Source organism: Novosphingopyxis baekryungensis DSM 16222 (assembly GCF_000420305.1).
GTDB lineage: Bacteria > Pseudomonadota > Alphaproteobacteria > Sphingomonadales > Sphingomonadaceae > Novosphingopyxis > Novosphingopyxis baekryungensis.
Genome location: NZ_ATUR01000006.1, coordinates 193,760 through 219,138, shown reverse-complemented (window position 1 = coordinate 219,138; position 25,379 = coordinate 193,760). Strand labels below are relative to the sequence as shown.

Annotated in this window: 24 protein-coding genes; 11 read left to right on the top strand and 13 right to left on the bottom strand. The window is 61.7% G+C overall.

The window, feature by feature from the left end; translation table 11 throughout:
* Positions 1-3 precede the first annotated feature (3 nt).
* Positions 4-525: a cupin domain-containing protein gene (locus tag G410_RS16555; RefSeq protein ID WP_022673836.1), complete on the bottom strand. Its 522-nt coding sequence runs from the start codon at positions 523-525 to the stop codon at positions 4-6.
* Positions 526-635: 110 nt separating this feature from the next.
* Here G410_RS16555 and G410_RS0111650 point away from each other — a divergent pair, with 110 nt between their 5' ends.
* From G410_RS0111650 to G410_RS16550, 4 genes are read left to right on the top strand one after another with little or no spacing between them, the layout of a single operon-like run.
* On the top strand, positions 636-1,421 hold the full coding sequence (locus tag G410_RS0111650) for a hypothetical protein (protein ID WP_022673835.1): 786 nt from the start codon (positions 636-638) through the stop codon (positions 1,419-1,421).
* A gap of 4 nt (positions 1,422-1,425) precedes the next feature.
* Positions 1,426-2,166 (top strand): SDR family oxidoreductase, encoded by a 741-nt coding sequence (locus tag G410_RS0111645; protein WP_022673834.1) that lies wholly within the window; start codon positions 1,426-1,428, stop codon positions 2,164-2,166.
* Positions 2,167-2,187: 21 nt separating this feature from the next.
* Positions 2,188-3,666 carry an aldehyde dehydrogenase family protein gene (locus tag G410_RS0111640; RefSeq protein ID WP_022673833.1) on the top strand — a complete coding sequence of 493 codons (1,479 nt, stop codon included), beginning with the start codon at positions 2,188-2,190 and terminating at the stop codon, positions 3,664-3,666.
* A gap of 19 nt (positions 3,667-3,685) precedes the next feature.
* Positions 3,686-4,372, top strand: a complete 687-nt coding sequence (locus tag G410_RS16550; protein WP_022673832.1) for a TetR/AcrR family transcriptional regulator — start codon at positions 3,686-3,688, stop codon at positions 4,370-4,372.
* A 239-nt stretch (positions 4,373-4,611) separates the two neighbouring features.
* Here the strand turns inward: G410_RS16550 and G410_RS0111630 are convergent, their stop codons facing one another.
* The 4 genes from G410_RS0111630 to G410_RS0111615 are packed head-to-tail and all read right to left on the bottom strand — an operon-like array spanning position 4,612 to position 8,755.
* Positions 4,612-5,415, bottom strand: coding sequence for an enoyl-CoA hydratase/isomerase family protein (locus G410_RS0111630; RefSeq protein ID WP_022673831.1), 804 nt, complete (start codon positions 5,413-5,415; stop codon positions 4,612-4,614).
* A gap of 9 nt (positions 5,416-5,424) precedes the next feature.
* Positions 5,425-7,629, bottom strand: coding sequence for an acyl-CoA dehydrogenase family protein (locus G410_RS0111625; RefSeq protein ID WP_022673830.1), 2,205 nt, complete (start codon positions 7,627-7,629; stop codon positions 5,425-5,427).
* Between the two features lie 4 nt (positions 7,630-7,633).
* Entirely contained in the window at positions 7,634-8,458 is an 825-nt protein-coding gene (locus G410_RS0111620) for a coniferyl-alcohol dehydrogenase (protein ID WP_022673829.1), read from the bottom strand.
* Between the two features lie 60 nt (positions 8,459-8,518).
* The gene (locus tag G410_RS0111615; protein WP_022673828.1) at positions 8,519-8,755 is read right to left on the bottom strand and encodes a ferredoxin; all 237 of its coding nucleotides are present in this window, start codon (positions 8,753-8,755) and stop codon (positions 8,519-8,521) included.
* Positions 8,756-8,957: 202 nt separating this feature from the next.
* On the opposite strand from G410_RS0111615, the gene G410_RS0111610 reads away from it, so the two are divergent.
* The 4 genes from G410_RS0111610 (at position 8,958) to G410_RS0111595 (ending at position 13,301) form a co-directional block, all read left to right on the top strand.
* Positions 8,958-10,202, top strand: a complete 1,245-nt coding sequence (locus G410_RS0111610; RefSeq protein WP_022673827.1) for a cytochrome P450 — start codon at positions 8,958-8,960, stop codon at positions 10,200-10,202.
* Positions 10,199-10,609, top strand: coding sequence for a Zn-ribbon domain-containing OB-fold protein (locus G410_RS0111605; protein ID WP_022673826.1), 411 nt, complete (start codon positions 10,199-10,201; stop codon positions 10,607-10,609). Before G410_RS0111610 ends, G410_RS0111605 begins: the two co-directional genes overlap by 4 nt.
* Complete coding sequence (locus tag G410_RS0111600) at positions 10,609-11,769, top strand: thiolase family protein (RefSeq protein ID WP_022673825.1); 1,161 nt, start codon at positions 10,609-10,611, stop codon at positions 11,767-11,769. Before G410_RS0111605 ends, G410_RS0111600 begins: the two co-directional genes overlap by 1 nt.
* Before the next feature lie 209 nt (positions 11,770-11,978).
* Positions 11,979-13,301, top strand: a complete 1,323-nt coding sequence (locus tag G410_RS0111595) for an amidohydrolase family protein (RefSeq protein ID WP_028971380.1) — start codon at positions 11,979-11,981, stop codon at positions 13,299-13,301.
* Between the two features lie 125 nt (positions 13,302-13,426).
* Here the strand turns inward: G410_RS0111595 and G410_RS16545 are convergent, their stop codons facing one another.
* The gene (locus G410_RS16545; protein WP_022673823.1) at positions 13,427-14,227 is read right to left on the bottom strand and encodes a helix-turn-helix domain-containing protein; all 801 of its coding nucleotides are present in this window, start codon (positions 14,225-14,227) and stop codon (positions 13,427-13,429) included.
* Between the two features lie 136 nt (positions 14,228-14,363).
* Here G410_RS16545 and G410_RS0111585 point away from each other — a divergent pair, with 136 nt between their 5' ends.
* On the top strand, positions 14,364-15,308 hold the full coding sequence (locus G410_RS0111585; RefSeq protein ID WP_084489173.1) for an enoyl-CoA hydratase/isomerase family protein: 945 nt from the start codon (positions 14,364-14,366) through the stop codon (positions 15,306-15,308).
* On the opposite strand, the gene G410_RS16540 is transcribed toward G410_RS0111585, so the two are convergent.
* Genes G410_RS16540 through G410_RS0111560 form a run of 5 tightly spaced genes read right to left on the bottom strand, consistent with a single transcriptional unit; the run spans position 15,243 to position 20,827 of the window.
* Positions 15,243-16,655 (bottom strand): amidohydrolase family protein, encoded by a 1,413-nt coding sequence (locus G410_RS16540; RefSeq protein ID WP_022673821.1) that lies wholly within the window; start codon positions 16,653-16,655, stop codon positions 15,243-15,245. The genes G410_RS0111585 and G410_RS16540 overlap by 66 nt on opposite strands.
* Positions 16,649-17,767 (bottom strand): CoA transferase, encoded by a 1,119-nt coding sequence (locus G410_RS16535; protein WP_022673820.1) that lies wholly within the window; start codon positions 17,765-17,767, stop codon positions 16,649-16,651. The genes G410_RS16540 and G410_RS16535 overlap by 7 nt, the downstream gene beginning before the upstream one ends.
* Positions 17,764-19,254, bottom strand: a complete 1,491-nt coding sequence (locus G410_RS0111570; protein ID WP_022673819.1) for a class I adenylate-forming enzyme family protein — start codon at positions 19,252-19,254, stop codon at positions 17,764-17,766. The genes G410_RS16535 and G410_RS0111570 overlap by 4 nt, the downstream gene beginning before the upstream one ends.
* 19 nt (positions 19,255-19,273) lie before the next feature.
* Positions 19,274-19,561 carry a hypothetical protein gene (locus tag G410_RS0111565; protein WP_022673818.1) on the bottom strand — a complete coding sequence of 96 codons (288 nt, stop codon included), beginning with the start codon at positions 19,559-19,561 and terminating at the stop codon, positions 19,274-19,276.
* Between the two features lie 36 nt (positions 19,562-19,597).
* A complete protein-coding gene (locus G410_RS0111560) occupies positions 19,598-20,827 on the bottom strand; it encodes a CaiB/BaiF CoA transferase family protein (protein WP_028971378.1) in 1,230 nt (409 codons plus the stop codon).
* Positions 20,828-21,055: 228 nt separating this feature from the next.
* Here G410_RS0111560 and G410_RS0111555 point away from each other — a divergent pair, with 228 nt between their 5' ends.
* Positions 21,056-21,850 (top strand): SDR family oxidoreductase, encoded by a 795-nt coding sequence (locus G410_RS0111555; RefSeq protein WP_022673816.1) that lies wholly within the window; start codon positions 21,056-21,058, stop codon positions 21,848-21,850.
* 40 nt (positions 21,851-21,890) lie between these two features.
* On the opposite strand, the gene G410_RS0111550 is transcribed toward G410_RS0111555, so the two are convergent.
* Entirely contained in the window at positions 21,891-23,147 is a 1,257-nt protein-coding gene (locus G410_RS0111550; protein WP_022673815.1) for an acetyl-CoA C-acetyltransferase, read from the bottom strand.
* Positions 23,148-23,329: 182 nt separating this feature from the next.
* Here G410_RS0111550 and G410_RS0111545 point away from each other — a divergent pair, with 182 nt between their 5' ends.
* Positions 23,330-24,988 carry an MFS transporter gene (locus G410_RS0111545; protein ID WP_051137278.1) on the top strand — a complete coding sequence of 553 codons (1,659 nt, stop codon included), beginning with the start codon at positions 23,330-23,332 and terminating at the stop codon, positions 24,986-24,988.
* A 5-nt stretch (positions 24,989-24,993) separates the two neighbouring features.
* On the opposite strand, the gene G410_RS0111540 is transcribed toward G410_RS0111545, so the two are convergent.
* A complete protein-coding gene (locus G410_RS0111540; RefSeq protein WP_022673813.1) occupies positions 24,994-25,308 on the bottom strand; it encodes a Rieske (2Fe-2S) protein in 315 nt (104 codons plus the stop codon).
* Between the last annotated feature and the right edge of the window lie 71 nt (positions 25,309-25,379).

Genomic DNA, 25,379 nt, shown 5'->3' with positions numbered 1-25,379 from the left:
CTCTTAACGTTCGGAAGGTCTCCGCTCAGATTTCCAGGCGTCCGTTCTTGAGTGCAGCTGTTCCAGGGCCTTTGCGCCCCATTTCGCATTGGCGCCGAGCAGCGCGATTCCGAATTCGGTGGCCGCACGAAATTCCAGCAGTTCGACGCCATCAGGGCCGGCGATGTAGGTATACGGCACGTCCATGCCCACGAAAAAACCGTCACCCGGCCCCAGATCCTCCTTGCCGAGGCGAAGAGAGCCAGCCGTGATATAATAAAGGCACGCACAGTCGTGGCTGTGGCGTGGAAGCGGATAGCCGGATTTGAACCAGACTTTGGCCAGGCTCATTCCCCCGCCGGAGAACAGCAGTTCATTATTGGCACCATGATCGATGCCCGCTTGCATAAGCTTGGTCACGGCGTCGACATCGAAGCTTCCTGCCGCCGGCGCTGACATGGCGCCGCTTTCTTCGAAATCGACACTGTCGTTGGCCCGGAAGATGGCGAAGCGTATTTCGGTCTCGGCTTGTTCGTTTTCTGACATGGCAACAGGATGAATGGGATGGGGCTGAACGGCAATAGCGCCAAGGTCCGCTCTGGCGATGAAGATGCGCGGCGGATTGCCGCCTTTTCTATTGCGGCTAGACAGGGCCCATGGCCAGATATGTGACCTTGCACCTGCACAATATCGTTTCCGGCAAGGAAGATGACTATGCCCGCTGGTTCGACGGCGCGCAGCTAGATGCGCTCAAGGCGCTGGACGGGTTTCGTTCTGCGGATCGGTTCGAAATTGCCGCGCTGCAGATTATGCCGGACATCGATCAGCCATGGCGGTTTTTGTCCCTCTACACCTTCGATTATGACGTGCCGGACCGGGATATTCCCAAACTGGGTCAGCTGCTTGCCGAAAGCGATGCTGCCGCGCTTCTCGACGATACCGACAAGGCGGAGCGGTTCTATACATACAACATGTATTCGGATTGGTATGTCGGGCCGAATTGGCAGGCCGATCAGCCATTGTCCGGCGTTTCGATCATCCTCGCCAACTTCGTGGCGGGGCGGGAAGACGCCTATCACCGCTGGTATGACGAGGTGCATATGCCCGAGGTAAGCCGTGTGCCGGGACATGTCGGGATGAAGCGCGGACGGTTGGCAGGCACGCAGTGCGAGCCACGCCGTTTCTGCCCTGGTAGCGATCTCGTGCTATGTGCGCAGCAGACGGACGATCTGCTCTTCACGATCCGCGATTTTTCCGCCCGCGCCCGCGGTGTGAGCCCGTCCGGCATTGCCATGGAAGCGCGGTCCAGCGCCGGGTCGTTCGCACGCACGGTTCACTATTTCACCAAGATCAGTGGTGACCGGTGGACCGGAGGCATTGCCTATGATGGCGACCTGTCGGCCTATCCAGCCGATTTTGCCCAGCCGAACGGACAGGGATAGCAGCTTGACCAAGACGATCGTCATAACGGGCGCTGGCGACGGGCTGGGCAAGGCCCTCGCGCGGCGCTTTTGTTCGGACGGGGACAGGGTTTTCATCCTCGGCAGAACCGAAGCGACATTGCGGGCCGCCGCTGATGAATTCGGTGAGCGCTGTGTGCCAGTAACTTGCGACATCTCCGATAGTGCGTCCGTGCGCCATGCGTTCGGATTGATCGCGCAGCAGACGGCGCGCATCGATGTCTTGATCAACAATGCTGCCATCTATGCGCCGTTCGAACTGAACGAGGTCACCGATGAGCAGGTGATGAGCCAGATCAACACGAATATCGCCGGACCCGTTTTTGTCGCCCGGGAAGCTTTGGGAGCGATGGAAGCAGGCGCTCATATCATCAACGTGTCTAGCGAGAGCGTGAAACTTCCAGTGCCAATGATGTGGCTATATGCTGCCACCAAGGCCGCCCTGGAACGGATCGGCGATGGCTGGCGGCGCGAATTGCGGCCGCGCGGCATCCGCGTGACCACGGTGCGCGCGGGCAAGATGTTCGGCGAGAACAAGACCACCAGCGGTTGGGAGCCTGAGGTCACCATGCGCTTCGCCGCCGCCTGCGCCGCGGCCGGCATGCCCATGATGGAGCAGCCGCTCTCCCAGTTCCAGTCATTGCCGGACATCTTCCGGCTGATCGTGGACGCTGCGCCAGACATCAATCTGGACCATATTACCCTCGGTGCGCGCCGCGCCGATTGAACCACCGAACCAGGATTTGACATGACCCAATTGCCGCACGCCAAATTGTACATCGATGGCCAGATCCGTGACGCCTCGGACCAGGGGATGTTCGACGTGATCAATCCCTGGACGGGCGAGGTCGCCGGCACCGCTGCCGATGCGACGCACCAGGATGTCGACGCAGCCATTGCCGCAGCGCGCCGGGCCTTCGATGAAGGGACCTGGTCCGATCCCGCACATCGTTCCGACCGGGTAGCAGCGCTTACGCGTCTGCGTGCCTTGTTCGAGGAGAATAAGGACCGGCTGATCGAGCTGGCGCGCAAGGAAGCCGGTGCCGCGCTCGCAGCCGTCGGCATGGCGCATGTGGACAACGCCAATGTCGGTTGGGATGACTATCTGGCCGTGTTCGATCAGGTGACATGGGAAAAAGATCTGGGCACGCGCGATTTCCGCGGGTTCGAATCGCACCGCAAGGTCGTGTACGAGCCTGTCGGCGTGGTTGCCGCGATCACGCCCTGGAATGTGCCGCACTATGTCAATGTCGGTAAAGTGGTCGCAGCGCTGTTGGCGGGCTGCACCGTGATTTTGAAACCGGCTCCCGACACGCCCGGCATGGGCGCCATCTGGGGCGAGCTGGCCGATCAGGCCGGTCTGCCCGCCGGGGTACTCAATGTCGTGTTTGGCGCGGACCCGGCAGCGGCGGGCGAACAGCTGGTGTCCGACTCGCGGGTCGATCTGATCAGTTTCACCGGCTCCACGCCGGTCGGCAAGCGGATCATGGAAGTCGGCGCCAGGACACTCAAACGCGTATTTCTGGAGCTGGGCGGTAAAAGCGCCAAGATCGTCCTGGACGATGCCCCCAATTTTGCGATGGAATGTGCGCAGTCCATCCTCGTTTTCCACGCTGGGCAAGGCTGCGCCGTCCAGTCCCGTCTGCTGGTTCCCCATAGCCGCATGGAAGAGGCCAAGGCCGGTCTGAAGGCGGCCTATGCCGGGTTTACCGAGAAATGGGGCGATCCGGACGAGCCGACCCACATTATGGGCCCGGTTGTCAGCCAGAAACAGATGGACCGGGTAATGAGCTATATCGAGCTTGGGTTAAAGGAGGGCGCCACGCTTCTGGCCGGCGGCAAAGCACGCCCGGACAAGGGTGGGGGCTATTTCATCGAGCCGACCTGCTTCGTGGACGTGAACAATTCCATGCGCATTGCGCAGGAGGAGATTTTCGGGCCGGTGCTGGTGGTTATAGGCTTCGATGATGACGCCGATGCGGTCCGCATTGCCAATGAAAGCGCCTATGGACTGTCCGGCGGCGTGGTGTCGGCGGACGAACACCGCGCCGAAGCGATGGCGCGGCGTATCCGCACTGGATCAGTCAGCGTCAATGGCGGTATGTGTATTGCCGGTGACCTGCCATTTGGCGGGTTCAAAGGCAGCGGCATGGGCCGCGAATGGGGTCTTGCAGGGATTGAGGAATTTCTCGACAGCAAGGTCATCGCAGTAAGAAAGGCGGCCTGATACGCCGTGGAAGACGCGCATGGCTAATGTGAAGGATATCGACACCAATCTGCAGGGGCAGAAGCTGGGCAACAAGGGCCGGATCACGCGCGAGCGCATCATGACCGTTGCGCGCGACCTGATCGAAAATCCGAGCAGCGAGGGTTTTTCGCTCAGCGCCGTGGCGCGCCATACCGAGCTGCGCATGTCGTCGATCTATAATTATTTCGCCGATCCGACCGAACTGTTTCTGGCCGTGTTCGAACCCATCGCCGAAGAAGCCGAGGAGGCCTATATCGGCCTGATCCGCGATCGCTGGCCCGATGAGGAAGTGGAAACGCGCTCGACACAGTTCATCGCGGCTTTTCATACCTATTGGCAGCGGCATTCGCGTATCCTGCATCTGCGCAACCGCTTGGCCGATCAGCATGATGAGCGCGTCATGCTGAAACGTATCTCGATGGCGCGCAATGTGGTGCGGCTGCTCGGGCAGCAGGCCGGTGGCAATGCCGTCGAGGGAACCGGGCCGGAATATGACCTTGCCAGTGTGCTCTACACGGGGTTGGAACGTGTGGTCACGATCGCAACCGATGAGGAAATGAAGGCCCACTATCCGCCCCAGATCAAACCGCGTTTCGAAGGCGGCACCTTGTATCAGCAGGCACGGTTGCTGGCGCTGGCCATCTCCGATGAACGCGGGCGCAGCCAGAAACGCTCGGCGGCCTGATCAGACGACCGCTCCGCCGGCCTCTCGGCGGCCTGATCAGGCGACCGCTCTGCCGGGCCTTAGGTCCGCCGGCCTGAGGGAAGTGTCGATGCCAAACGGTGATGTATCTCTGAATATCTATGTCGCGATCGTGCTGATCGGCGCGGTCGGCTACGGTATCTGGAGCGGCTTTTTCGCGTTGCGGGGAAATCCAGCCCGGCAGCTTCAAGCGGTAATTTTGAGGGCTTTCGCCGATTATCTCATGATTTCGGCTTGCTGCCCAGTTTGGCGACATAATCCTCGATCCGTTTCAGATATTCGGGATTGAGCATCAGAGCGCTGTTGGCCATCCGTTCGATGTGGCGGGCCGTATCGCGGCCGACTTCGGCGGCCATCTCGATCGCGATCTTTGCAGCCCCCATTTGCTCGCTGCTGTTTTTCGTAAGATGTCGGCAGAATTCCATGGCCGCATCGTCGAAGCCTTCGTCCGGCATCACATCATGCACCAACCCCATGATCAGGGCGCGGTCCGCATCGGCCTTTTGATTGGCCATGATGAGCCAGCGGGCCCAATGCGGACCGCAGATGCGCGTCAACCGACTGACGCCATTCGACGCGGGAAGCACGCCAAAAAGGCCTTCGGGAAAAGCAAATTGCGCGCTTTGTGCCGCGAGGCGGAAATCGCAGGACAAAGCCATTTCAAGGCCGCCGCCGACACAGGTGGCGTGGATGGCGCAAACGATGGGCTTTTCGATATGCTCCATCTCATCGTAAATGCGGTGCATACCGAACAGGCCCGTGCGGTGATTTTCGCGTATGCCGGTGGCCGTGCGTGGCCGCGCGCCGGGCGCACCGCTTTTCAGATCGGCACCGGAGCAGAAAAAGCGACCCGCCGCGCGGATCAGCATGACCTTCTGATCCGGATCGTCGCGGAAACCGGCAAGCGCCGCGTCGAACAGAAGCATGGTCTGCGACGATAACGCGTTCAGCTTGTCCGGCCGGTTGAGCGTGACGATGAGAATGCCATCGACCGATTCTGTCAGAAGATGCGGTTCGCTGGTCATGTCGGCTTCCTAAGCTCTGCTGCGCGGCATGCCGAGGGCGCGCTCGGCGATCATCGATCGGTGGACCTGACTGGTGCCGCCGTAGATGCGCGTTCCATGGGCGTGGCGATAGGATTGATTGACCAGCTGAGCCGCGCCGTCTCGTTTGGATAGCGACAGCGGTGCGGTCAGATCCATCAGATCGCGGGCATCGTCCATGAACCGCTCGGATGAGAACATCTTGGCCATCGGACCAAATGCAAGATTCTGTTTCTTTTCCACCGATGCCCAGCTGGCGCGAAATTCGAACAGTTCGGAGATCGCAATGCTTGCGTGCACGCGTGCCAGACGTGCCCGGACCTGCGGATCGTCGATCAGTTTGCCCCCGTCCGGTGCGTCGATCAGGGCGCAGAGCTCTTCTGCCGCTTCCAGATTGGCCCGAATGGCGTTGGCGAAGCTGCCGCCATGTTCCAGCTCAAGCGCGAGCGACATGGTTTTTGTGCCGCCATCGATCTCGCCCAGCCTGTAGCTGTCCGGGATCTTGACGTTGTCGTAAAAGGTAATGTTGGTGCGTTCGTCCTGGAAGGTGTGCACCGGCTGCACCGTCACGCCCTCGGTTTTCAGGGGCACGATGAACATGGTCAGGCCCTTGTGCTTGGCCACATCGCTGTTGGTGCGCGTAAGCATCAGGACATAATCGGCTAGGTTGGCGCCGCTGGTGAACATCTTTGTGCCCTCGATGCTCCAGCCATTTCCGTCCGGCGTGGCGCGGGTCTGTGCAGAAAAGACATCCGAGCCGGCAGCGGGCTCGGAATATCCAAGGCTTGCAATGATATCGCCAGAGATGATGCGCGACAGCACCTCGTCCTTCAGCTCGTCCGATCCGGCGCGCGCGATCATGAGGCCCACCATTTCGGCAACGCTGGTCGCGGGGTGCGCGTAGCCGTGTTTTTCCAGCGTCCGCCGCACGGCGGCGCGGGCATAAGATCCGATTTTTCTGCCGCCGAGTTCAGGGTTGAAGAACAGCAGGCCCGCCTCGGCCAGCTTCTTGTGCAATTCCGGCACCCAGCCTTCCCAGCTATAGTGGAATTTGGCCCGCATCTCCGCGGTCACATTGTCTTCCATGAAGCGGTCGATCGTCTCGATCATCTCGCGGGCTTCTTCGCCGATGTCGAACTCGATCGGCAGATCGCCGACATCGGGCATGGCAGGCGCAGCGCCTCCGTAGAACCGCTCCCCCGCTTCAACGAGAAGCTGCGCCGGATCACCCCATGTCAGCGGCCAGGCCTTGGCGCGCAGATTGTAGAGGTAAATGTCATATTCCGTGGTCAGGCCGTAGCCGCCGAACGTCTGGAGCGCCTGACTGACAGCGCTGCCGGCGGCCCTGGCATTCCACCAGAGCGCCAGGGAACAGAAGGCGGCCGCCTGGGCATTACCATCAGCGGCGGCCCGTAGCGCTTTCCACGTGAGCAGCTTGCCTCCGTCAACGTCACAAAGATTGTCGGCCAGGGGATGGCTGATGGCCTGAAACTGCCCGATGAACTGACCGAACTGCTTACGCTCGCTGGCATATTCCGCGGCCATTTTGACAGCTTGACGACCAAGACCTGCCAAGGCCGATGCCGTAAGCAGTTTCCATTCTTCCAAGGTTGCGTCGAACAGCTGTCCGGCCTCGGTATTCGATGCCAGCGTGAACACCGTGCATGTCGTCAGATCAATTTCGACAAGGCCGTTCGATGCCAGATTTGGTTCGGCGGTGAAGGCATCTTGCCCTACCTGGTATAGAAGAACATCGGTGCCGCTTTTGCCGATCACCAATTTGGCATGCTCGCCGCCTGCCACGAATTGCTTTGGCTTTTGGCCTGTGTCCGCGAAGGCGAGTGACGCAATGCTTGTGCCGCCAACGATATCGGCAAGCGTTTCGGCGTGCTCGTCGCCGCCGAGCAGGGCAACCAGCCGGGCGGCCAGGATCGTTTCCGCAATCGGCCCGGACGGCAAGGTGCGCCCGACTTCTTCCATGAGGATCGCCGCGTCGAACGTGCCCAGGCCCAGTCCGTCCCGGTCCTCCGGCACGCGCAGCATGAAGGCGCCAAGATCGGCAAGCTCGGCCCAGATCTCGGCATCGATGCCGGTCTTTTCAGCGGCGCGAAGCCGTTCGGGCGTGCATTTGGCATCCAGCAGCCGCGCGTAGCTTCCGCGCATCATGTCCTGCTCTTCGGTCAGATCGAAATTCATATGCTCAGCCCTGCTTCTTGCCGCCCATCAGCTTGGCGATGTCGATCTGCCCGGTGGCCAGCGCGCCCATGAACCCGCCGTCGACTGGGAAAACGACGCCATTGACGATGCTTGCGAGCCTGGAGTTGAGCAGCACGAGACCGCCAGCCTGCTCTTCCGGGGTGGAGTAACGACCCATGGGTTCCGCAGCGGCGTCGACCACATCCTTGCCGGAGCTTTCGTGAAACGCCTTCATCATGGGCGTCTGGGTGGGACTGGGCAGGGTGCAGTTGATCCGGATGCCCTTCTTGATAAGCTGTGCGCCCATGAACTGGGTCCAGACGATGACGTTTTCCTTCGAAAAGGCATAGCCTTCCGACACCGTATCCTTATTGGCCTCGCACCAGGCGATGGCGGCGTCCCAGCCTTTCGTCGTGACGAACGCCATATTGTCCGGAATGCGGCGGCTCCAGCCGAGCCCGCCGGTCGAGGCGATATTCGCAATTCCCGCGCCCGCGCCCATCTTCGGCAGCAGCTGCTCGGTCAGATGACGCAGGCCGATGAAGTTGACCTTCATCACGTCCATGGCGGGGAAGGCATTCGGCAAGCCGGCGCAATTGAACAAGGCATCGATCTTGCCGCCGATATGCGCGGCAGCGTGCTCGATCGATTCCGGGTCTCTGAGATCGATCATGTTGAAAGACGCCAGAGGAAGATCGCACTGTTTGAAGTCCAGGCCATGGACCTCGGCACCCAGGTCGATCAGCATCTTGGCTACGGCATGCCCCATGCCGGAAAAGCAGCCCGATACGACAACCCGCTTGCCCTTATAGCCCAAAATATCGCTCATCGATCAGATCCTCAAACATGTATCTATTGCAAAATGCGGGAGCCCGACCGGCGCCCTCGTTCAGGCCCTGATTGGGGGCCAGAGCTGCCGTTCCTCGCCGCTCTCGTTCTCGACCACGAAAATGATCCGTTCCGGGCATGCTTTTGCGCCGTTCAAGGCATGCTTCTGCTGCGCAGCCGATGGTGCAAAACCGTCGGTATCGATATAACCTTCATCGTCGAGCGGATAGAGATCGGGCGCGACTGCCTGGCACCGCGCATTGCCCACGCATTGCGCTTTCTGGATACGAACCTTCATGGGGCCTCCGCCTGGATTGTCATGACGCAAGGCTAAAACGGTTGGGCCGGTATCAATCAACCGGTACGCCGCCAAATCGCAGGTGCGATGGGCGTTGATCCGCTGCAATCGCCGGTGCGGTATTGGCCATGGGCCATGGTTTTTCCAGGCGGCCTGCCGCACAACGCCAGCACTCTATTGCGCGAAGGAGCACGATCCGACCATGCCCGAATTGACGCCTGCCGTTGCCAAGCCCGACCATGTTCCGGATGAGCTGGTCTATGATTTCGATTATCATTACGATGCCGGGCTGATCGCGCATGGACATGACCGGATCGCTGAGATCGCGCGGGAGGCACCGGCCATGTTCTGGACGCCGCGCCATGGTGGGCACTGGGTGGTTGCCGCCCATTTCGCCGTGCATGCGGCGCAACGCAGCCCCGAGATTTTCAGCAACGGCCCCGTGCCCTATGAAGCGATTGCCGCCTATAATGCGACGCAGCCGGACGATCAGAAAGCGCTTATTCCGCTGCCTATCACGGTCGATCCACCGCATCACGATACCTATCGCAAGCCGCTGAACAAGACGTTCAGCCCGAAGAACATGCTGGCGCTCAAGGACCAGATCCGGGCGCTTGCCGCTGGTCTTATCGATCGGATCAAGGATCAGGGCCATTGCGAGTTCATGGCCGATGTGGCCGAGCCGCTGCCGACGCAGATCTTCCTCGCGCTCTTCGGTCTGCCACAGAGCAAACAGCGTGAATATCGCGATCTCGTGGCGGACCATCTGCACGATACCGACATGGACCCGCGCGCCATTCAGAAGCGGCTGCGCAAGGTGGCCGATGTGATGCGCGAAACGATCCTGGACCGTCAGCGCGAGCCGAAAGACGATGTGCTGTCCCTGCTCTGGCAGTCCGATTTCGATGGCCGCCCGGCAACGCTGCACGATATCGAGAATTATGCCGTCATGCTGTTCGTGGCCGGCCTCGACACGGTGATGAACGGCATGGGTCTTGGCGCGCGGCATCTTGCCACCGATCCGGAATTGCAGCGCAAGCTGCGCGACAACCCCGCGCTGATTGCCGAGGCTGCGGAGGAAATCTTGCGGCGCTACACCTTCACCGTTCCGCCGCGGTTCGTCAGCGAAGATTCCGAATTCCAGGGCGTGACGCTGAAGAAGGGCGAGAAGGCGCTCATGTTTCTGCCCGCTGCGGATCTCGACCCAGGCGAGTTTCAGAACCCTGAAGCCTACACGCTCAACCGGGAAAACAAGGCGCATATTGCTTTTGGCACCGGCCCGCATCGCTGCCTTGGGTCCCATCTCGCGCGGATCGAGCTGCAGGTCTTGTACGAGGAAATGGTCAAGGCGCTTCCGGAATTCCGGCTCGATCCGGACAAGCCCGTCACCTTCCATGGCGGCAATGTCATCGGTCCGGACACACTGCACCTTGTCTGGGACAAATGAGTTTCGGCCCGCCCCGTCCGCGGCCACGATTAACCGCTGAAAATCGGGCATTCTGGACCGGCGGCGCCAGTGGGAAGCTGATGATCTGCCGCTGCGGCGATTGCGACCGGTGGCTGCATCCGCCGCAACCGATTTGCCGCCATTGCTGGAGCGAGAATGTTTCCCCGCAACCCGCGTCCGGGCGGGGGCGTATCGACAGTTTCACCATCAATCACCAGCCATGGATGCCGGGCCTCGATGTGCCGTTCGTGATTGCGCGCGTCGCGCTGGAGGAGGATGAGAGCATCTTTCTCACTACCAATATCATCGGCTGCGCTCCGACGGACGTGGCGGTGGATGACCCCGTCGTCGTCAATTTTTCCGAAGAGGATGGCATCTTCTTTCCCCTGTTCGAGAGGGCCGGGTAATGGGTGAGCCACAGGCCTATATTAGCGGCATCGGCATGTCTGAGGTCGGCGTTCGTCTGAAGCGGCGGCCCTTGCTCTTGACCGTCGACGCCATTCGGGAGGCGCTCGATGATGCCGGGCTCGTTGCCGGACAGATTGACGGGGTGGCCACCTATCCCGGCAAAATGCCGACCTATCTCGGATTTTCTCCTGTGTCGTCGGACGATGTGATCGAGGCCCTGGGGCTTAAGACCCGGTGGCATCTGGGCGCCCAGGAAATGACCGCGCAACTCGGCGCGATCGCGGCTGCGGCCATGGCCGTGAAAGCGGGAAGGGCAAGGCATGTGCTGTGTTTTCGCACGGTGTATGAAGCCGGCGCGTTGGCCGATCCGGACGAATATCCGCCGATGCACCGCAAGGACGTCAGCGGCGCGAGCCAGTGGACGGCGCCATTTTACGCCATTTCCGCGGCCAATTGGGTGGCGCAATATGCAACGCGGCACATGGCCCGCTATGGCATGACGCGTGAGCAATTGTCTGCGATCGCCATCAATGCGCATCGCAATGCCGCGCTCAATCCGCGCGCGATCGTAAAAGAGCCGCTCTCGGCGGACAAATATTTCGCCGCACGCATGATTTCCACGCCATTTTGTCTGTATGATTGCGATCGTTTCACCGACGCCTCGACCGTGATCATCGTCTCGGCAGGGGATGCGCTGGACGAGATTACAGCAACGCCGGTTCGCATTGCGGCCACCGCCGGTTCGGTGGAGCGATATAGCTGGGATCAGGCCGAATGGCCGGGGTCCTACGCTACCGGCAAAGCGCTGTGGGAGCATAGCGACTATGGCCCGTCGGATCTCGATATCGCCCAGCTCTACGATGGCTTCGCTTTTCATCCGATTACCTGGCTCGAGGGCCTTGGAATCTGCCCGATCGGCGAGGGGCATCGGTTTGTCGAAGGTGGCACCCGCATAGCGCTCGACGGCGTGTTGCCGATGAACACGTCGGGCGGTCAGCTGGGCGCGGGGCGGCTGCACGGCTTCGGCTTTGCGCATGAATCCGTGGTGCAAATGCGCGGCCTGGGCGGAGATCGGCAAGTATCGGGCAACCCGTCGCTGGCCGTCGCGACCAGCGGCGGGGGGCCCATGGCGGCCGCTCTCCTGCTTGCCCGCGACTGAGTAATCCGGTGGCGTGCGCTTCCCCCAAGGACATGGCGAAACATCTGCACAGCGCTGAAACTGGCAACTCAGGCGTGTAACCGCCGGGTTGCCTTTCGCGTGCGACTTCACACAGGCGATGTTTGGGGCACATATTGGGCACCATCCTCCGTTGCCGCTAATCGACTCCCCTAAAAGGGTCGCGGACCCTGCGCAGAAGGAGAATGAACATGCAGATGAACGATATGGTGCTGATCAGCGTGGATGATCATATCAGCGAGCCACCGGACATGTTCAAAAACCATCTGTCGGCTGAGGACCTGAAAGATGCGCCAACCTTCATCACCGACAAGAATGGCAAGGCGGCCTGGGAATATCAGGGCATGTATCTGCCCTCGGTCGGGCTGAACGCCGTCGTCGGCCGTCCGATGGACGAATATGGTATGGAGCCGACCGCGCTCGATCAGCTGCGCGAAGGTGTCTACGATGTGCACGCGCGCGTGGGCGATATGGACGTCAACGGCATCGCGTCTTCCGTAAACTTCGGCAGCGTTTTCGATTTCGCCGGTGGCCGCTTGCACCGCGTTGCCGACAAGGACCGCGCGCTCGTGCATCTTCGCGCCTATAATGACTGGCACAAGGACGAATGGTGCGATTCCTATCCGGAACGGTTCATTCCCTGCGGGATCCTGCCTACCTGGAACATGGATGCCTGCGTCGCCGAGATCCATCGTCTGGCCAAGAAGGGCTTCAAGGCGGTTTCCGTCAGCGATGCCCCGACGTCGCAAGGCCTGCCGAGCATTCACAATGAGTATTGGGACCCGTTCTTCAAGGCGATCGTCGATACGGATCTGACCATCTGCTGCCATATCGGCGCGGGCAACCCGGCACCGCATGCATCGGAAGAAACGCCGATCGAGGCGTGGATCACCACCATGCCGATGTCGATTGCCTATGGCGCAGCCGACTGGCTGCAGCTGGAAGCGTTGCACAAATATCCGTCACTTCGCATTGCGCTGTCGGAAGGCGGCATTGGCTGGGTGCCCTATTTCATGGAACGTTCGGACTTTTCCAATTGGCGGCACAAGGCCTGGACCAACTCGGTGTTCCAGGAGATGAAGCCCAGCGAAATGTTCAAGCGCCATTTCCTTACCTGTTTCATCGATGACCAGTTCGGGCTGCAAAATATCGAGTTCATCGGCGAAGACAATATCGCCTATGAAACCGACTATCCGCATTCCGATACGCTGTGGCCTGAAGTGCCGGAGCATCTGTGGAAGTCCATCAAGCATTTGACGGACACGCAGATCGAGAAAATTTCGCACGGCAACGCGATGAACTGGTTCAACTTTCCACTGTTTGACATGGTGAAAAGGGAAGAGGTTACCGTCGCTGCGCTCCGCAAGCGTGCGGACGATGCCGGTGTGGATACCGCGCCCAAAAGTTCGGGCGGCGATCGTCCCGTGGACGAGGGGACCACGCGGCCCATCACATCTGGCGATCTGATGCGCATGTTCTCGCAGCATGACCAGCGCAAGAAACAGTCTGCGTAGGCGAGCACGCGAACTAGATTGGGCGCGTTCTCCGCTCGCGGATTGTTCGCTCCCAATCGGTTAATCAGAACATAAAAAAAGCCGGGTCGACGACCCGGCTTTTGCATGTCCGCTATAAAGCCTGATCAGGCGGCGGCTGTCATTGGCGTGACCGTTTCGCGCTGTTCGCTGTTCTTGACCATCTGTTCGATGGCCGATTTTGCGGTGTTGGCAAGGGCCTCGGCATCGATATTGCCGGACGGTTTGTAGACGAAGCCAATCGCCATGGGCTGGTCGACATGATAATTTGGCAGCAGCGCCGCACAGATCTCCGCGTCGATACCGAAGCCCGCCGCGCCCGTCGCGCCGCGCTGCCGCTCATACCGATCGATCAGGTCGAGCATTTCGGAATAGGGCATATGGTGGCCGTCTGTTTCCGCATTGAGGCGGCGAATGATGCCCTCACGCCGGGGCCTGGACAGCGTCGACAGCAGCAATTGGCCGACCGTGGAGTCGGTTAGGCGCTCGGTCTTCCCACCAACGATGCTCTCGCGGAAACCGGCATTGGAACCGACGGTGCCCGATAGGCAATTGAAGACCTGAACCTCGACACCGACCAGGCCGAATAGCGCGACAGTCAGGCCCGTCTGGGCCTGAAGCCGATCCAGCAGTGCCGAAAGGCCACCTGAGCGCACGAGCGGCGTTTGCGTGTTTGCGCCCAGCATGGCCGCACGCGGCGTGGGACGGTAGGAGCGTGACTGACAATCCTTGTACAGAACGCCAAGCTCGACGAGGCTGGACAGCAGTTCGGACGTGCTGCTTTGCGGGCGATCATAGCGGCGCACGATATCCATCACTGTGGCTTCACGATGCGCGTCATCGAAATATTCAAGAACCTCAATAACCCGACGAGCGATTTTGGCCTTGTTAGCGGTCTGCGTTGTCATGTCATCTCTCCAGTTAGTGAACAACAGTGTTGGCTTCAAAGGAGCGGCTGTCAACGAAAAACGACAGGGTACAGTTTATTGCAGTGCAGCATAATTGGGCGCTTGCCGAGAGCGTGGGGGACGCTAGGGAATGCTGATGTTATGTGCGCCGTTTGTCCTGCAGTTCAGTCGCTTACGAACCCTTGATCGGACGGAAATTCCACCGCTGATCGTGCTGGATCTGGACGCCGAGCCGCGCGACATATGCGTTGGCGAACTGCCGCCATGCCCGGTCATCGGAATTGGTCCGCGCGACCATCCGCTGGCCAGTCATCTCGATGTGATCGTCGAGTCGCCCTTTTCCATTGGCCAGCTGATCGACTCGATTCTCGCTAATCCGTTTAGCGCTACCATCTGCGTGCAATTGCTGCGGCTGATCGCGCATCTGCCCGTCAGAGAGGCGCTGGTGGCCGAGTCCCTGGCGATGTCGACCCTCCAGGGCGGCGCGGAACACCATGCTTGGCTTGCAGCAAGAGGCGAGGCGCCAGAATGGCCGCCGGGGCAGCTGCAGATGTCGCGCGAGAACAATGTGCTGCATCTGGTGATCGATCGGCCAGCGGCGTGGAACGCGATCGACGTGTCCCTGCGGGACGGTTTGCGCGAGGCCTTTGACCTTGCCGTGCTGGATGACAGCATAGCCCGCATCGAGCTGAGTGCGGTCGGAAGGGCGTTCGGCACAGGCGCGGAACTGGGCGAGTTCGGTACAACGACCGATCCGGTTGCCGCGCATGGCATCAGGCTGCAAACGCTGCCAGCCCATGCCATAGTGGCGTGCCCGGCGCGACTGCATGTTAGCGTTCAAGGTCTCTGCATGGGTTCCTCGCTGGAACTGGCGGCTTTTGCTGACCGGATGACGGCGCGGTCGTCGGCCATATTTCACCTGCCGGAGTTGAAGATGGGGCTGATTCCCGGCGCCGGAGGCTGCGTCTCGCTGTCGCGGCGTATCGGACGTCAGCGGGCCGCGCTGTTGATGCTGTCAGGCCGCCGCATCGGCGCCCGAACGGCGCTGGACTGGGGGCTGGTCGACGCGATCATAGACTAAGCTGCCGTCGAACAGCGTGGCGCGGACCGCGACCGCAGACAGATCCGCGCGCGCCGCCGCCCAGGGACGGTCCAGCAAGCAAAGATCTGCCGGCCCCGACACAGCGATCTGGCGTTCGACGGTCAGATTTAGCGGATCGCGCAAATATAAAGACAGGGCCTGTTCTGGCGACAGAGCCTCCTTGGCACCGATCATATGGCCGTTCCGCGTGCGGCGCGAACATGCCGCGGACATGGCCGTCCAGGGATTGGTCGAGCCATAGGGCGCGTCGCTGCCTGCGGCCAGAGGGACGCCAGCGCCAATGAAGGACCGCAAGCGATAGAGCAGCGAATGCTCGCTCGGCGGAATGGCTTCGCGATACTGGTCGCCGCGTTCCGCAATGAAGTGCGGCTGACTGACGACGATCAGCCTCAGTGCGGCCATCTGCTCGATCAGCGCGTCGGAAGCGATGCCGGCATGTTCGATGCGATCGCCCGCCAGGGTGCCCGCCTCGGCCAAAGCAGCGAGCGTGAAAACCAGTTCCACCTCGGTGGTACAATGAACGGCGACAGGGCGGGCCAACCGGTGGGCCGCCGAAATCCGGTCTACCACCAGCTCGAAATCGGGCAGCTGATGTTCGTGAAGATGGAGTTTGAGCGGGCCCAGCGCGATGCCGCGAGGCAGCATGCGATCGGACAGGTCCAGCCGCCCGGCCAGAACGCAATGCTGCCGCAAGTTGCCCTGTTCTATCTCACGGCCGAGCCACTGCGCTTCCGCATGGGAGTTGGAGGGCGAAATCTCCGTCACGCCGGTCATGCCATGGGCCGCCAAGGTGCGGCTGAGCGCGCGCAAATCTGGCGGCCTGGATGACAATGCCCCGCGCAGCCAATCGTCGATCTCGAACGCCTGCCCGGTATCGAAGTCGATGCCTGCGGGTATATCGGGGCAATCGCGCAGGAGTGCCAAGGCGGCACTGTTAAAGAACCACATCCGGCCGGACCGATGCTGAACGCGCACCGGACGATCGCATTGCCATGCGTCGATTTGCTTGCGGGTCAGGACGCCGGCCACGCTTTCATGATAGGCCGTGCCGCGCAGCCACCCTGTGCCCGTCTGCGCCAAGGCGATCGCCAGTTCCCCGGCATTGTTCACATGGGGCGGACCGCAATCCACCGATTGCATCGCGGCGGACGTCGCCGCCAGATGGATATGATGATCGTGCAGCCCGGGCAGAAGGGCACAGCCATCGGCTTCCAGAACGGGTTCATCCGTCTCCCGCTGCAATTTTCCGATCGCTGCGACCCTGTTCCCGACGGTCCGCACGTCCTGTGTGGCGCCGCGCCAGATTTCGGCGTTGCGGATCAGCATGACGGCGCCATCTGACCGTCGGCCGGTAAGCGCCCAATCGGCTTGCCTGTCCGGCAGGACCAGGCGTGCAGAAGCGCTTGCCATTGTGCCGGCGACCGGGCCTTTTCGCTGCGAATGGCCTGAGCGACAAGCCCGCTCATCGACAGGATCATGCGAACACCGCCTCCATCGAGGTGATGACGATAAGCGAGTTCTGCCGCACGAATGCCGGTCAATGGATCGGCGATGGCGTCGCCGACGAAGGCCAAGCGTCCGGTCGTTTCGAACATCTCCCGGCTGAGCCCGCCTGCCACGGCCGCATCGTCGCCGAACGCGACCCAATCGCCAGCGCCCTTTGCCGTGCCATGGCCGGTGATGGTGATCCACGTCAGCCCCGGCTGCGCCCGGATCATGGCATCGGCATCGATATCGAGCTGTAACAGCGCGCGGGGCCTGGCCGCCTCGATGACGATATCGGACTGCGCGATCAGCGCACGCAATCGGCGCAGGCCCTCGCCGCTGCGCAAGTCGAGTTGTATGCGCCGTTTGCCATCGTTCAATGCCTGAAAATGCGCCGGGTCGGCGTGCTCCATCGCGTCCGGCCGGCCGACGCTGTCCACCCGCGTCACCGCGCATCCGGCATTCTGCAGCAGTCGCGATGCCAGCGGGCCCGCCCATAGAGCGGAAAGGTCCAACAGGCGGGGCATGGGGCGGGGGGCTTTTCGGTCGCCCAAAGCTCGCACCTCGAGCGCATGCGAGACCGGCTGTTCATGCAATCCGGCGATCGCGAGCCCCAGGGTGCGGCCACGGGCGACGAGCCTGCCTTCCTTTGCGTGCGAACAGCAGGCGGCAAGATCCTCGACATCGGCCGTTTCGAACAGCGCGGGCAGCAGCGTTCGATCGTCCTCGCGGGACAGATTTAGGGCAATGGCACCATCCTGCGTGCGATGGAATTGGCTGCCTCCGCCGGCGGATCGCCGTCCGGCAGTGCCATAGCCGTTGGTCACGGTCCGCTCGCGCATCAGCTGGTCGGCGCTGCTTTTCTGACGAACACCGCTCAGCCGGTTGAGCGAATGGATATGGCGCTGGGCCCATGCCGACAGCGGAAGGGGCAAGTCGCCCGGTGTGATCACCTCTTGAACCAGGTTTTGACCTCGCGTCGCAGCAATTTGCCCATCTCGTTATAGGGCAGGCTCTCGACGAACAGAATCTGTTCGGGAACACGGCTTGAACGCAGACGATCACGCACCAGCTGCTGTATTTCTTGCTGTTCGGGGGCTTTGTTGCCGTCGCTCAACACCAGCGCCACGCCCACCGTTTCGCCCCATTCATGGCTTGGAATTCCAGTGGCGCAGGCGTCCGTCACGGCGGGATGGGTCAGCAAGACGTCCTCGATCTCGCCAGGCGACAGGTTTTCGCCGCCCCGTACGATCACGTCGTCGGCCCGGCCCGACAGGAACAGATAACCATCGCGATCGAGATAGCCGGCATCGCGCGTCGGAAACCAGCCATCGGCCGTCAACGCGCTCTTTTCCTTATATTCGCCCGAAACCTGCTCGCCGCGCACGTAAATCTCGCCGACGGCATCGCGCCCGAGCAGTTTGCCGTCTTCATCCCTTATTTCCAGCTCGATGGTGGGCAGGGGAATCCCCACGGACGCCAGACGCGCATGGACCATCGGATCGTTCGATGCCTTGGCCGCCCGGTGATCTTCGGGGCTGAGCAGCGCCACCGTCGAACTGGTCTCGGTCAGGCCATAGGCGTTCGTAAAGCCGGTTTCCGGGAAGAGATCCAGCGCGAGCGAGATGAGCTCGAGCGGCATTTTACCGCCGCCATAGGAAATGGCTTTCAGCGAAGACATATCGGGCCGATGCCCCTTGTCCATGACATCCACGATGCGCGCCAGCATGGTCGGAACCACGAAGGCGTTCGTGACGCGCTGGTCGGCCACCAGATCGAGCCATGCTTCGGGCGTGAATGCGGGCAGCAATATGATTTTCCGCTGAGAATAGATCGAGGTCAGGAGCGCTGCGATACCGGCGATATGATAAGGCGGCACAGTGACGAGGCCAGCCGAACCTTCCGGAGCCGAGCCGAAGTCCACCGTTCCGATGACATAGCTGGTCAGATTGGTATGCCGCAGGATGGCGGCTTTGGGCATGCCCGTCGTACCGCTTGTGAACAGTTGCACGGCGGTGCCCAGACCGGCATCGCTTTCCTCTATGGCCGGCGCCTCCTTGGCCTGACCGGTGAAGCGTTCTCGCGCGATCAACATGTTGCGTTCATCATCGTGCAGCGAGCGTGCACGCGCCACGTCACCGACCAGGAGGCACGGCGTTATGCGTTGCAGCAGGGCGGCCAGATCGGCATCCGCCAGGCGGTAATTCAGCGGAACATAGGGCACGCCGGCCAGCGCGGCGCCGAACAGCGCGAACACGGCCGCTTCGCTCGCTTCGTCGAGCAAGGCCACATGCTCGGCATGGGACTGCGCGATCATGGTGGCTGCGCCGCGGGCGCCAGCCAGCAATTGGGCATAGCTGAACGAGCGCCCATCGCAGACCAGGGCGATGCGGTCTGGCGCGGCCTCTGCGGCCATTTCGAGGAAAAGCGCGATATTCATGGCGGCCTGGTGGTTCCGATCAGTCCGAAGCGGGCAGGGGCTTGGAATCCTTGGTGGCCATGGGCGTGCCATCCAGCGCGAGCGATCCCTTGCCGGCTTTGACGCATAGCAGCTCGACCGTTCCGCCCCCATCGACATAGCGTTTGCCGATCAGGGTACCGTTTTGATGATCTGCCGCTGGCTCGCCGGTTTTCGCGCCATCCTCGGTCATCGCCGCGCCGCCGCATTCGACGGTTCCTTCGCCGCCGCGGATGACCATGACTTCGGTATCGCACACCGCGCTCTTCAATCGCGTTCCTGGCTTCATTGGCTCAATCCTACTGTGTGATGAAGGGTGGTTAATTTATGCAATGGCGCCTGCTGCCTTCCATTGCTCGATCCGGTCCCATTCCACGCCCATTTCCATCAGCACGAGTTCGGTGTGCTCGCTCGGTTGGGGGGAGCGGGTGGCGGTGATGGGTTCATGATCCCATTCGACGGGACTGCGCGACAGCTTGAGCGGCTTGTCGCTGCCATCTGCGGCATCGACTTCCAGAATGTGATCATTCGCCTTGATCTGCTCTTCCTCGGCAAGTTCGATCAGGGTCAGGATGGGGGCCCACTGGCCTTTCATGCCACGCAGCTGTTCGCGCCAATAGTCGAACGATTTCTCGCCAAAGGCTTGGACCAGAATTTCGCTCGCCGCGTCCGCATGTTCGATAAGGCTGAGCACGTCCTTGAAGCGAGGATCTGCGGCTGCCTCCGGTCGGCCGACATGATGGAAGGTATCCTCGATCAAACCGGTCGGGCTGACGATGCACAGATTGATCGTGCGGCCGTCCGATGTGCGGAAATTACCCATGAACGGATTGCGGCTGCTGCCGCCGGAGCGCGGCATGGAATTGCGCGTCACGATGCCGGTTTCCAGCGCCTGCGCCATATTGGCGCCGGCCGCCCAGGTGGCGGTGGAAAGCAGGGATACGTCCAGCTCCTTGGCCTCGCCGGTCCGGAGGCGATGAAACAGAGCCGCCGAAATGCCGCCCGCGATGAACATGCCCCCAATGGAATCGCCAAAGGCCTGGATGCCCTGAGACAGCGGCCCCTCCAGCTCTTCCGGCGTCATGCAGTCGGCGATGCCGCTCCGGCTCCAGAAAGCGGTGCCGTCGAAGCCTCCCTTTTCCCGCTCGGGCCCCTTGTCGCCCCAGGCGCTGCCGCGGGCATAGATGATGTCGGGGTTCACCGCGCGAATATGCTCGATATCGAATTTATATTTCTGGCGATGCTGCGGAAGATAATTGGTCAGGAACACGTCGCATTGCTTGGCCAGTTCGTGCAGCACGTCCTGACCCTCGGCCGTGGTGAAATCGATGCCGACGCTGCGTTTGCCCCGGTTGGGATGCTCGAACAGGGTATGGCGCTGGGGATCCAGTTGAACGCCCCCCATGTTGAGGAAGCCGCGCTGCGTATCGCCGCGCACGGGATGCTCTATCTTGATGACGTCCGCGCCCCAATCGGCCAGGACGGCCCCCGCTGCCGGTACGAAGGTGAATTGTGCGACCTCCAGGACTTTGATGCCCTCCATAACTTTCGCCATCGCCACTTCCCCTTTTGCCTGGAAGAGCAGGGATAAGCAGAGCCGCCGGGCACGTCACCCTGTGAAGGCCGATTGAGCGCGATCATCGCCGTAACGATGGAATGATGGCAAAAACACGGGGGTTCTGCGGTCTCGTCCGCCGGTGCGATATAGCGCTCATGCGGTGGCGATCCATTTGGCCGCTTCTATAGTTCTTCCGGTCATTCACGCAGCCGGGAGACCGCTATTATGAAACTCGATTCCAGTCTTGGCGCCGTCGTAACCGGGGGCGCATCCGGCCTGGGCCTCGCAAGCGCCGAAGCCTTGGCGGAGCAAGGCCTCAAGGTCGCGATATTCGATCTCAACGAAGACGCGGGGGAGGCGGCGGCGATGCAGATTGGCGGTACCTTCCACAAGGTCGACATCATGGACGAGCAGAGCGTCGAGGCCGGCTTTGCGGCCGCACGCGCGGCGCATGGACAGGAGCGCGTCCTGGTGCACTGCGCCATGGCCGCCAAGGGCGGCAAGACCGTCGGCAAGGACAAGGAAACGGGCGGTTTCAAACGGTTCTCGACCGAAGATTATGCGTTCTCTGCGCAAGGTATCCTGATTGCCAGCTACCGCGTGGCATCGATCAGCGCGCTTGGCATGGCGTCTGCCGATCCGGTGAATGACGATGGCGAACGCGGAACGATCATCCTGACATCCAGTGCCGCCGCGCAGGACGGCCAGATCGGTCAGATCGCCTATGGATCGCTGAAGGCCGGGGTCAACGGCCTGGTGCTGCCGATGGCGCGCGATCTGATGGACCTGGGCATTCGCGTCAATTCCATCATGCCGGGCATCTTCGCGACGCCGCCCATGCTGCGGTTCAAGGATCTGAACGAGAAGATGTGGGACAATCTCAATGCCTCGGTGCCGTTTCCAAAGCGGCTCGGGCATGCAGAGGAATTTGCCAGCCTGGTACTGGAAATCGCGCGCAATAGCTATCTCAACGCCCATCAATTCCGCATCGATGGCGCCATCCGCATGCCGCCCAGATAATGGCTATGGCCGGATGATGGTTATCGAATGATCGGGCGGGTCAAACCCGTTCGATAATGATCGCCGGCGCCATGCCGCCCGCGGCGCACATCGTGATGAGCGCATACCGTCCGCCGGTTCGCTCCAGCTCGTCCAGTGCCGTTCCGATCAGGACGGCGCCGGTCGCCCCGATCGGATGACCCAGGGCGATGGCGCCGCCATTCGCGTTGACCTTGTCGCGCGGCAGATCCAGATCGCGGATGAATTTTTCGGCCACCACGGCAAACGCCTCGTTGATCTCCCAGACGTCGATATCGTCCTTGGTCAGCCCCGCCCGTTCCAGGGCTTTTCTGGCCGCAGGAACCGGAGCGTTCAGCATCAGCGTGGGATCGTCACCGACATTCACCGCCGCCACAATACGCGCGCGCGGTGTCATTCCATGGGCGTCGGCATAGTCTTTCGACGCCAGAAGCAGCGCCGCTGCGCCATCCACAACGCCGGACGATGTGCCGGCATGGTGGACGGCCTCGAAATCCAGATCCGGATATTTCCGCCTGATCTGCCCTGCAAATGTCTCACCCGACGCATTGGCGGGCAGATCGTAGAACATCGCGAAAGCCGGTTTCATGCCGGCCAGTTTTTCCGCCGTGGTGTCCGGGCGTGGATATTCTTCCCGGTCCAGCACAACATGGCCATCGGCGTCCTTGACCGGAACCAGCGATCTGTCGAACCGGCCCTCCTTCATGGCGATGGCCGCGCGCCGCTGGCTCTCTACGCCAAAGGCCTCCAGCTCCGCGCGGGAGATGCCTTCCATGGCCGCAATGGCATCGGCAGCGACGCCCTGATTGGTCTGCGGATGCCGCGCATCCAGCGTGGGATTGTTGGTGCCGATCCCACCGGCAACATGCGCCTTCTTTTCGCGCAGCATCATGCCATGATCCATGACATGGCTCATCATCTCGGTGCCGCCGGCGATCACGCAGTCTTCCAGTCCGGACATGATCTGCCCGGCGGCCAGACTGGTAGCGGTAAGGCCCGAGCCGCAGAAGCGGTCCAGCGTCACGCCGCTGGCCTTGACGTCGTAACCGGCATCGAGCGCGGCCATCCGTCCAAGATCGCCGCCTTGCAGCCCCATCTGTGCGCTGGTGCCCCAGATGATGTCGTCCACGGTCGCGGTGTCCAGCCCGTTGCGATCACGAATGGCTTCCAGAACCGCCTTTGCAATATGCTGGGGATGCAAGCCGGAATAGGCGCCCTTGCCGGTTTTTCCAATCGCCCGCGGAGTGCGTACCGCATCGATGATATAAGCGTCGGCCATTCCATTGCTCTCCTGCCCGGACTGTTATTTCCCGCAAAGTCGCACGGTGAAGCGCCTTTTACCATGAGCCAGTGGTATAAGGTCCGCATCTACGCCCGGGCGATGTCATGGCCGCTTGGGATGACAAGCCATGGCGACGCGGGACAAGCAGGGGCCATCGGGCACAGATAGGGCTTGCGGCGATGGTACAAATGGATCCCAGGCGCGGGTCTGCGCTGGCGCCGCTGGGTGTTCCCATCTTCCGTCGCATCTGGACCAGCAGCCTTCTATCCAATTTCGGACATCTGATCCTTGGCGTTGCAGCCGCCTGGGAGATGACAAGGCTGAGCGATTCCACCGTGATGGTCGCGCTCGTCCAGACGGCGCTGATGGCACCGCTCATGCTGGTGGCGCTACCGGCCGGCGCGCTGGCCGATATGTTCGATCGTCGCAAGATCGCCTTGGCCGGTCTCGCTTTGGCCTGTTGCGCAGGATGCGTGCTGGCGGCGGTCGGGTTCGCCGGTCTGATCACGCCCTGGCTTTTGCTGGGCCTCCTGTTTGTCATCGGTGCCGGCGTGGCGCTCTATGGGCCAGCCTGGCAATCCTCGATCAGTGAACTGGTGCCGGTGACGCACTTGCCATCGGCTGTCGCGCTGGGGTCGGTCAGCTATAATCTGGCGCGCAGCTTCGGCCCCGCGGTGGGCGGCGTTATCGTACTGGCGGCCGGGGCGCAGGCGGCATTCGCGGTCAATGCGCTGGGCTATATACCGCTGCTGCTGGCGATATTCTTCTGGCGCCGGGAGCATATATCGTCCCGCCTTCCGCCCGAACGGCTGAACCGGGCGCTCGTCTCCGGTTTGCGCTATGCCCGCCATGCATCCAGCGTGCGCAACGCTCTGGTGCGCAGCTTTCTGTTTGGATTTGCCGGGGCAACGAGCACGGCGATGGCCCCGCTGATTGCACAGGACGTGCTGAACGGCGATGCGGCGGTCTATGGCCTGCTGCTCGGCGCAAGCGGGGTCGGTGCCGTGCTCGGATCCCTGGTCACGACGGCCGCACGGGACCGGCTGGGACCGGAAAACGCCATCCGCTGCGCAACCTTTGCCGCTGCAGCAGCCTTGATCGGCATCGGTATCAGCACGCTGATCTGGCTCAGCGCCGCACTGTTTCTGGTGCAGGGGGCCATGACGATGCTGGTCTTCTCGATGCTCAACATCGGAATCCAGCTATCGACGCCGCGCTGGGTGCTGGCACGGGCCCTGTCGCTGTTCAGCGCGTCCGTCACGGGCGGTGTGGCGATCGGGGCCGTTCTGTGGGGCGGGCTGGCCGATCAGATCGGTATCCCGGCCATCATGATTATTTCCGGCAGCGTTTTGGGTGTTACGATGTCGCTCGGCTTCGTGCTGCCGCTGCGCCGGGAAATCAGCGGCCAGAGCGAACAGGTGGCCATCGATAACCAGCCGAATACGGCGCTTGCTCTGACGCCCAGATCTGGGCCCATCGTGATCGAGATCGACTATCGGGTGGCGCTGGATTCGGCGCGGGATTTCTATCAGGCCATGCAATCCGTCGGTGAAACGCGCCGCCGCAATGGCGGCTTCAACTGGTCCCTGTCACGGGACATTGCCGTGCCGCAACTATGGACCGAACGTTATATCTGCCCGACCTGGGGGGACTATCTGCACCTGCGAGACCGCTACACCAAAGCGGATATGGAAGCGCAGGAACGCGTCGAAGCGCTCAACAGCTTGCATGACGACAGCCGCATCCGCCGACGTCTCGAGCGGCCCTATGGCTCCGTCCGCTGGCGGTCCGATACGCCGGATAGCGGCACGGACATGGCGTCCGTCCTCGCTCCTTGACCCTGTTACACGGCCACTTCGACCATGCCGCCGCTGATCCGTACCGGATAGGTCATGATCGGGGTGGTCGCCGGGGGATTGAGCGGTTCGCCCGTTGCCAGATCGAAGCGCGCGCCGTGCGCAGGACAGGAAATCCAGCCATTGCGCACAGCGCCGCAGGTCAGTTCCTGATCCGCATGGCTGCACCGGGCCGAAATGGCGAACACCTTGCCTGCCTGCAGGCAGAGCAGGATCGTCCGGCCCTTCACGTCTACCGCGTGCGCAGCTGTTTCCGAAAGCACATCGAGCGCCGCGACCGCTAAGAATTCTGGCCCAATCATGGGGCCGATCGTACGTCGCCCTTTGCGGCCAGACAATCCCCGGCAATAGCAACCGGTCGGCAACCTGCAGG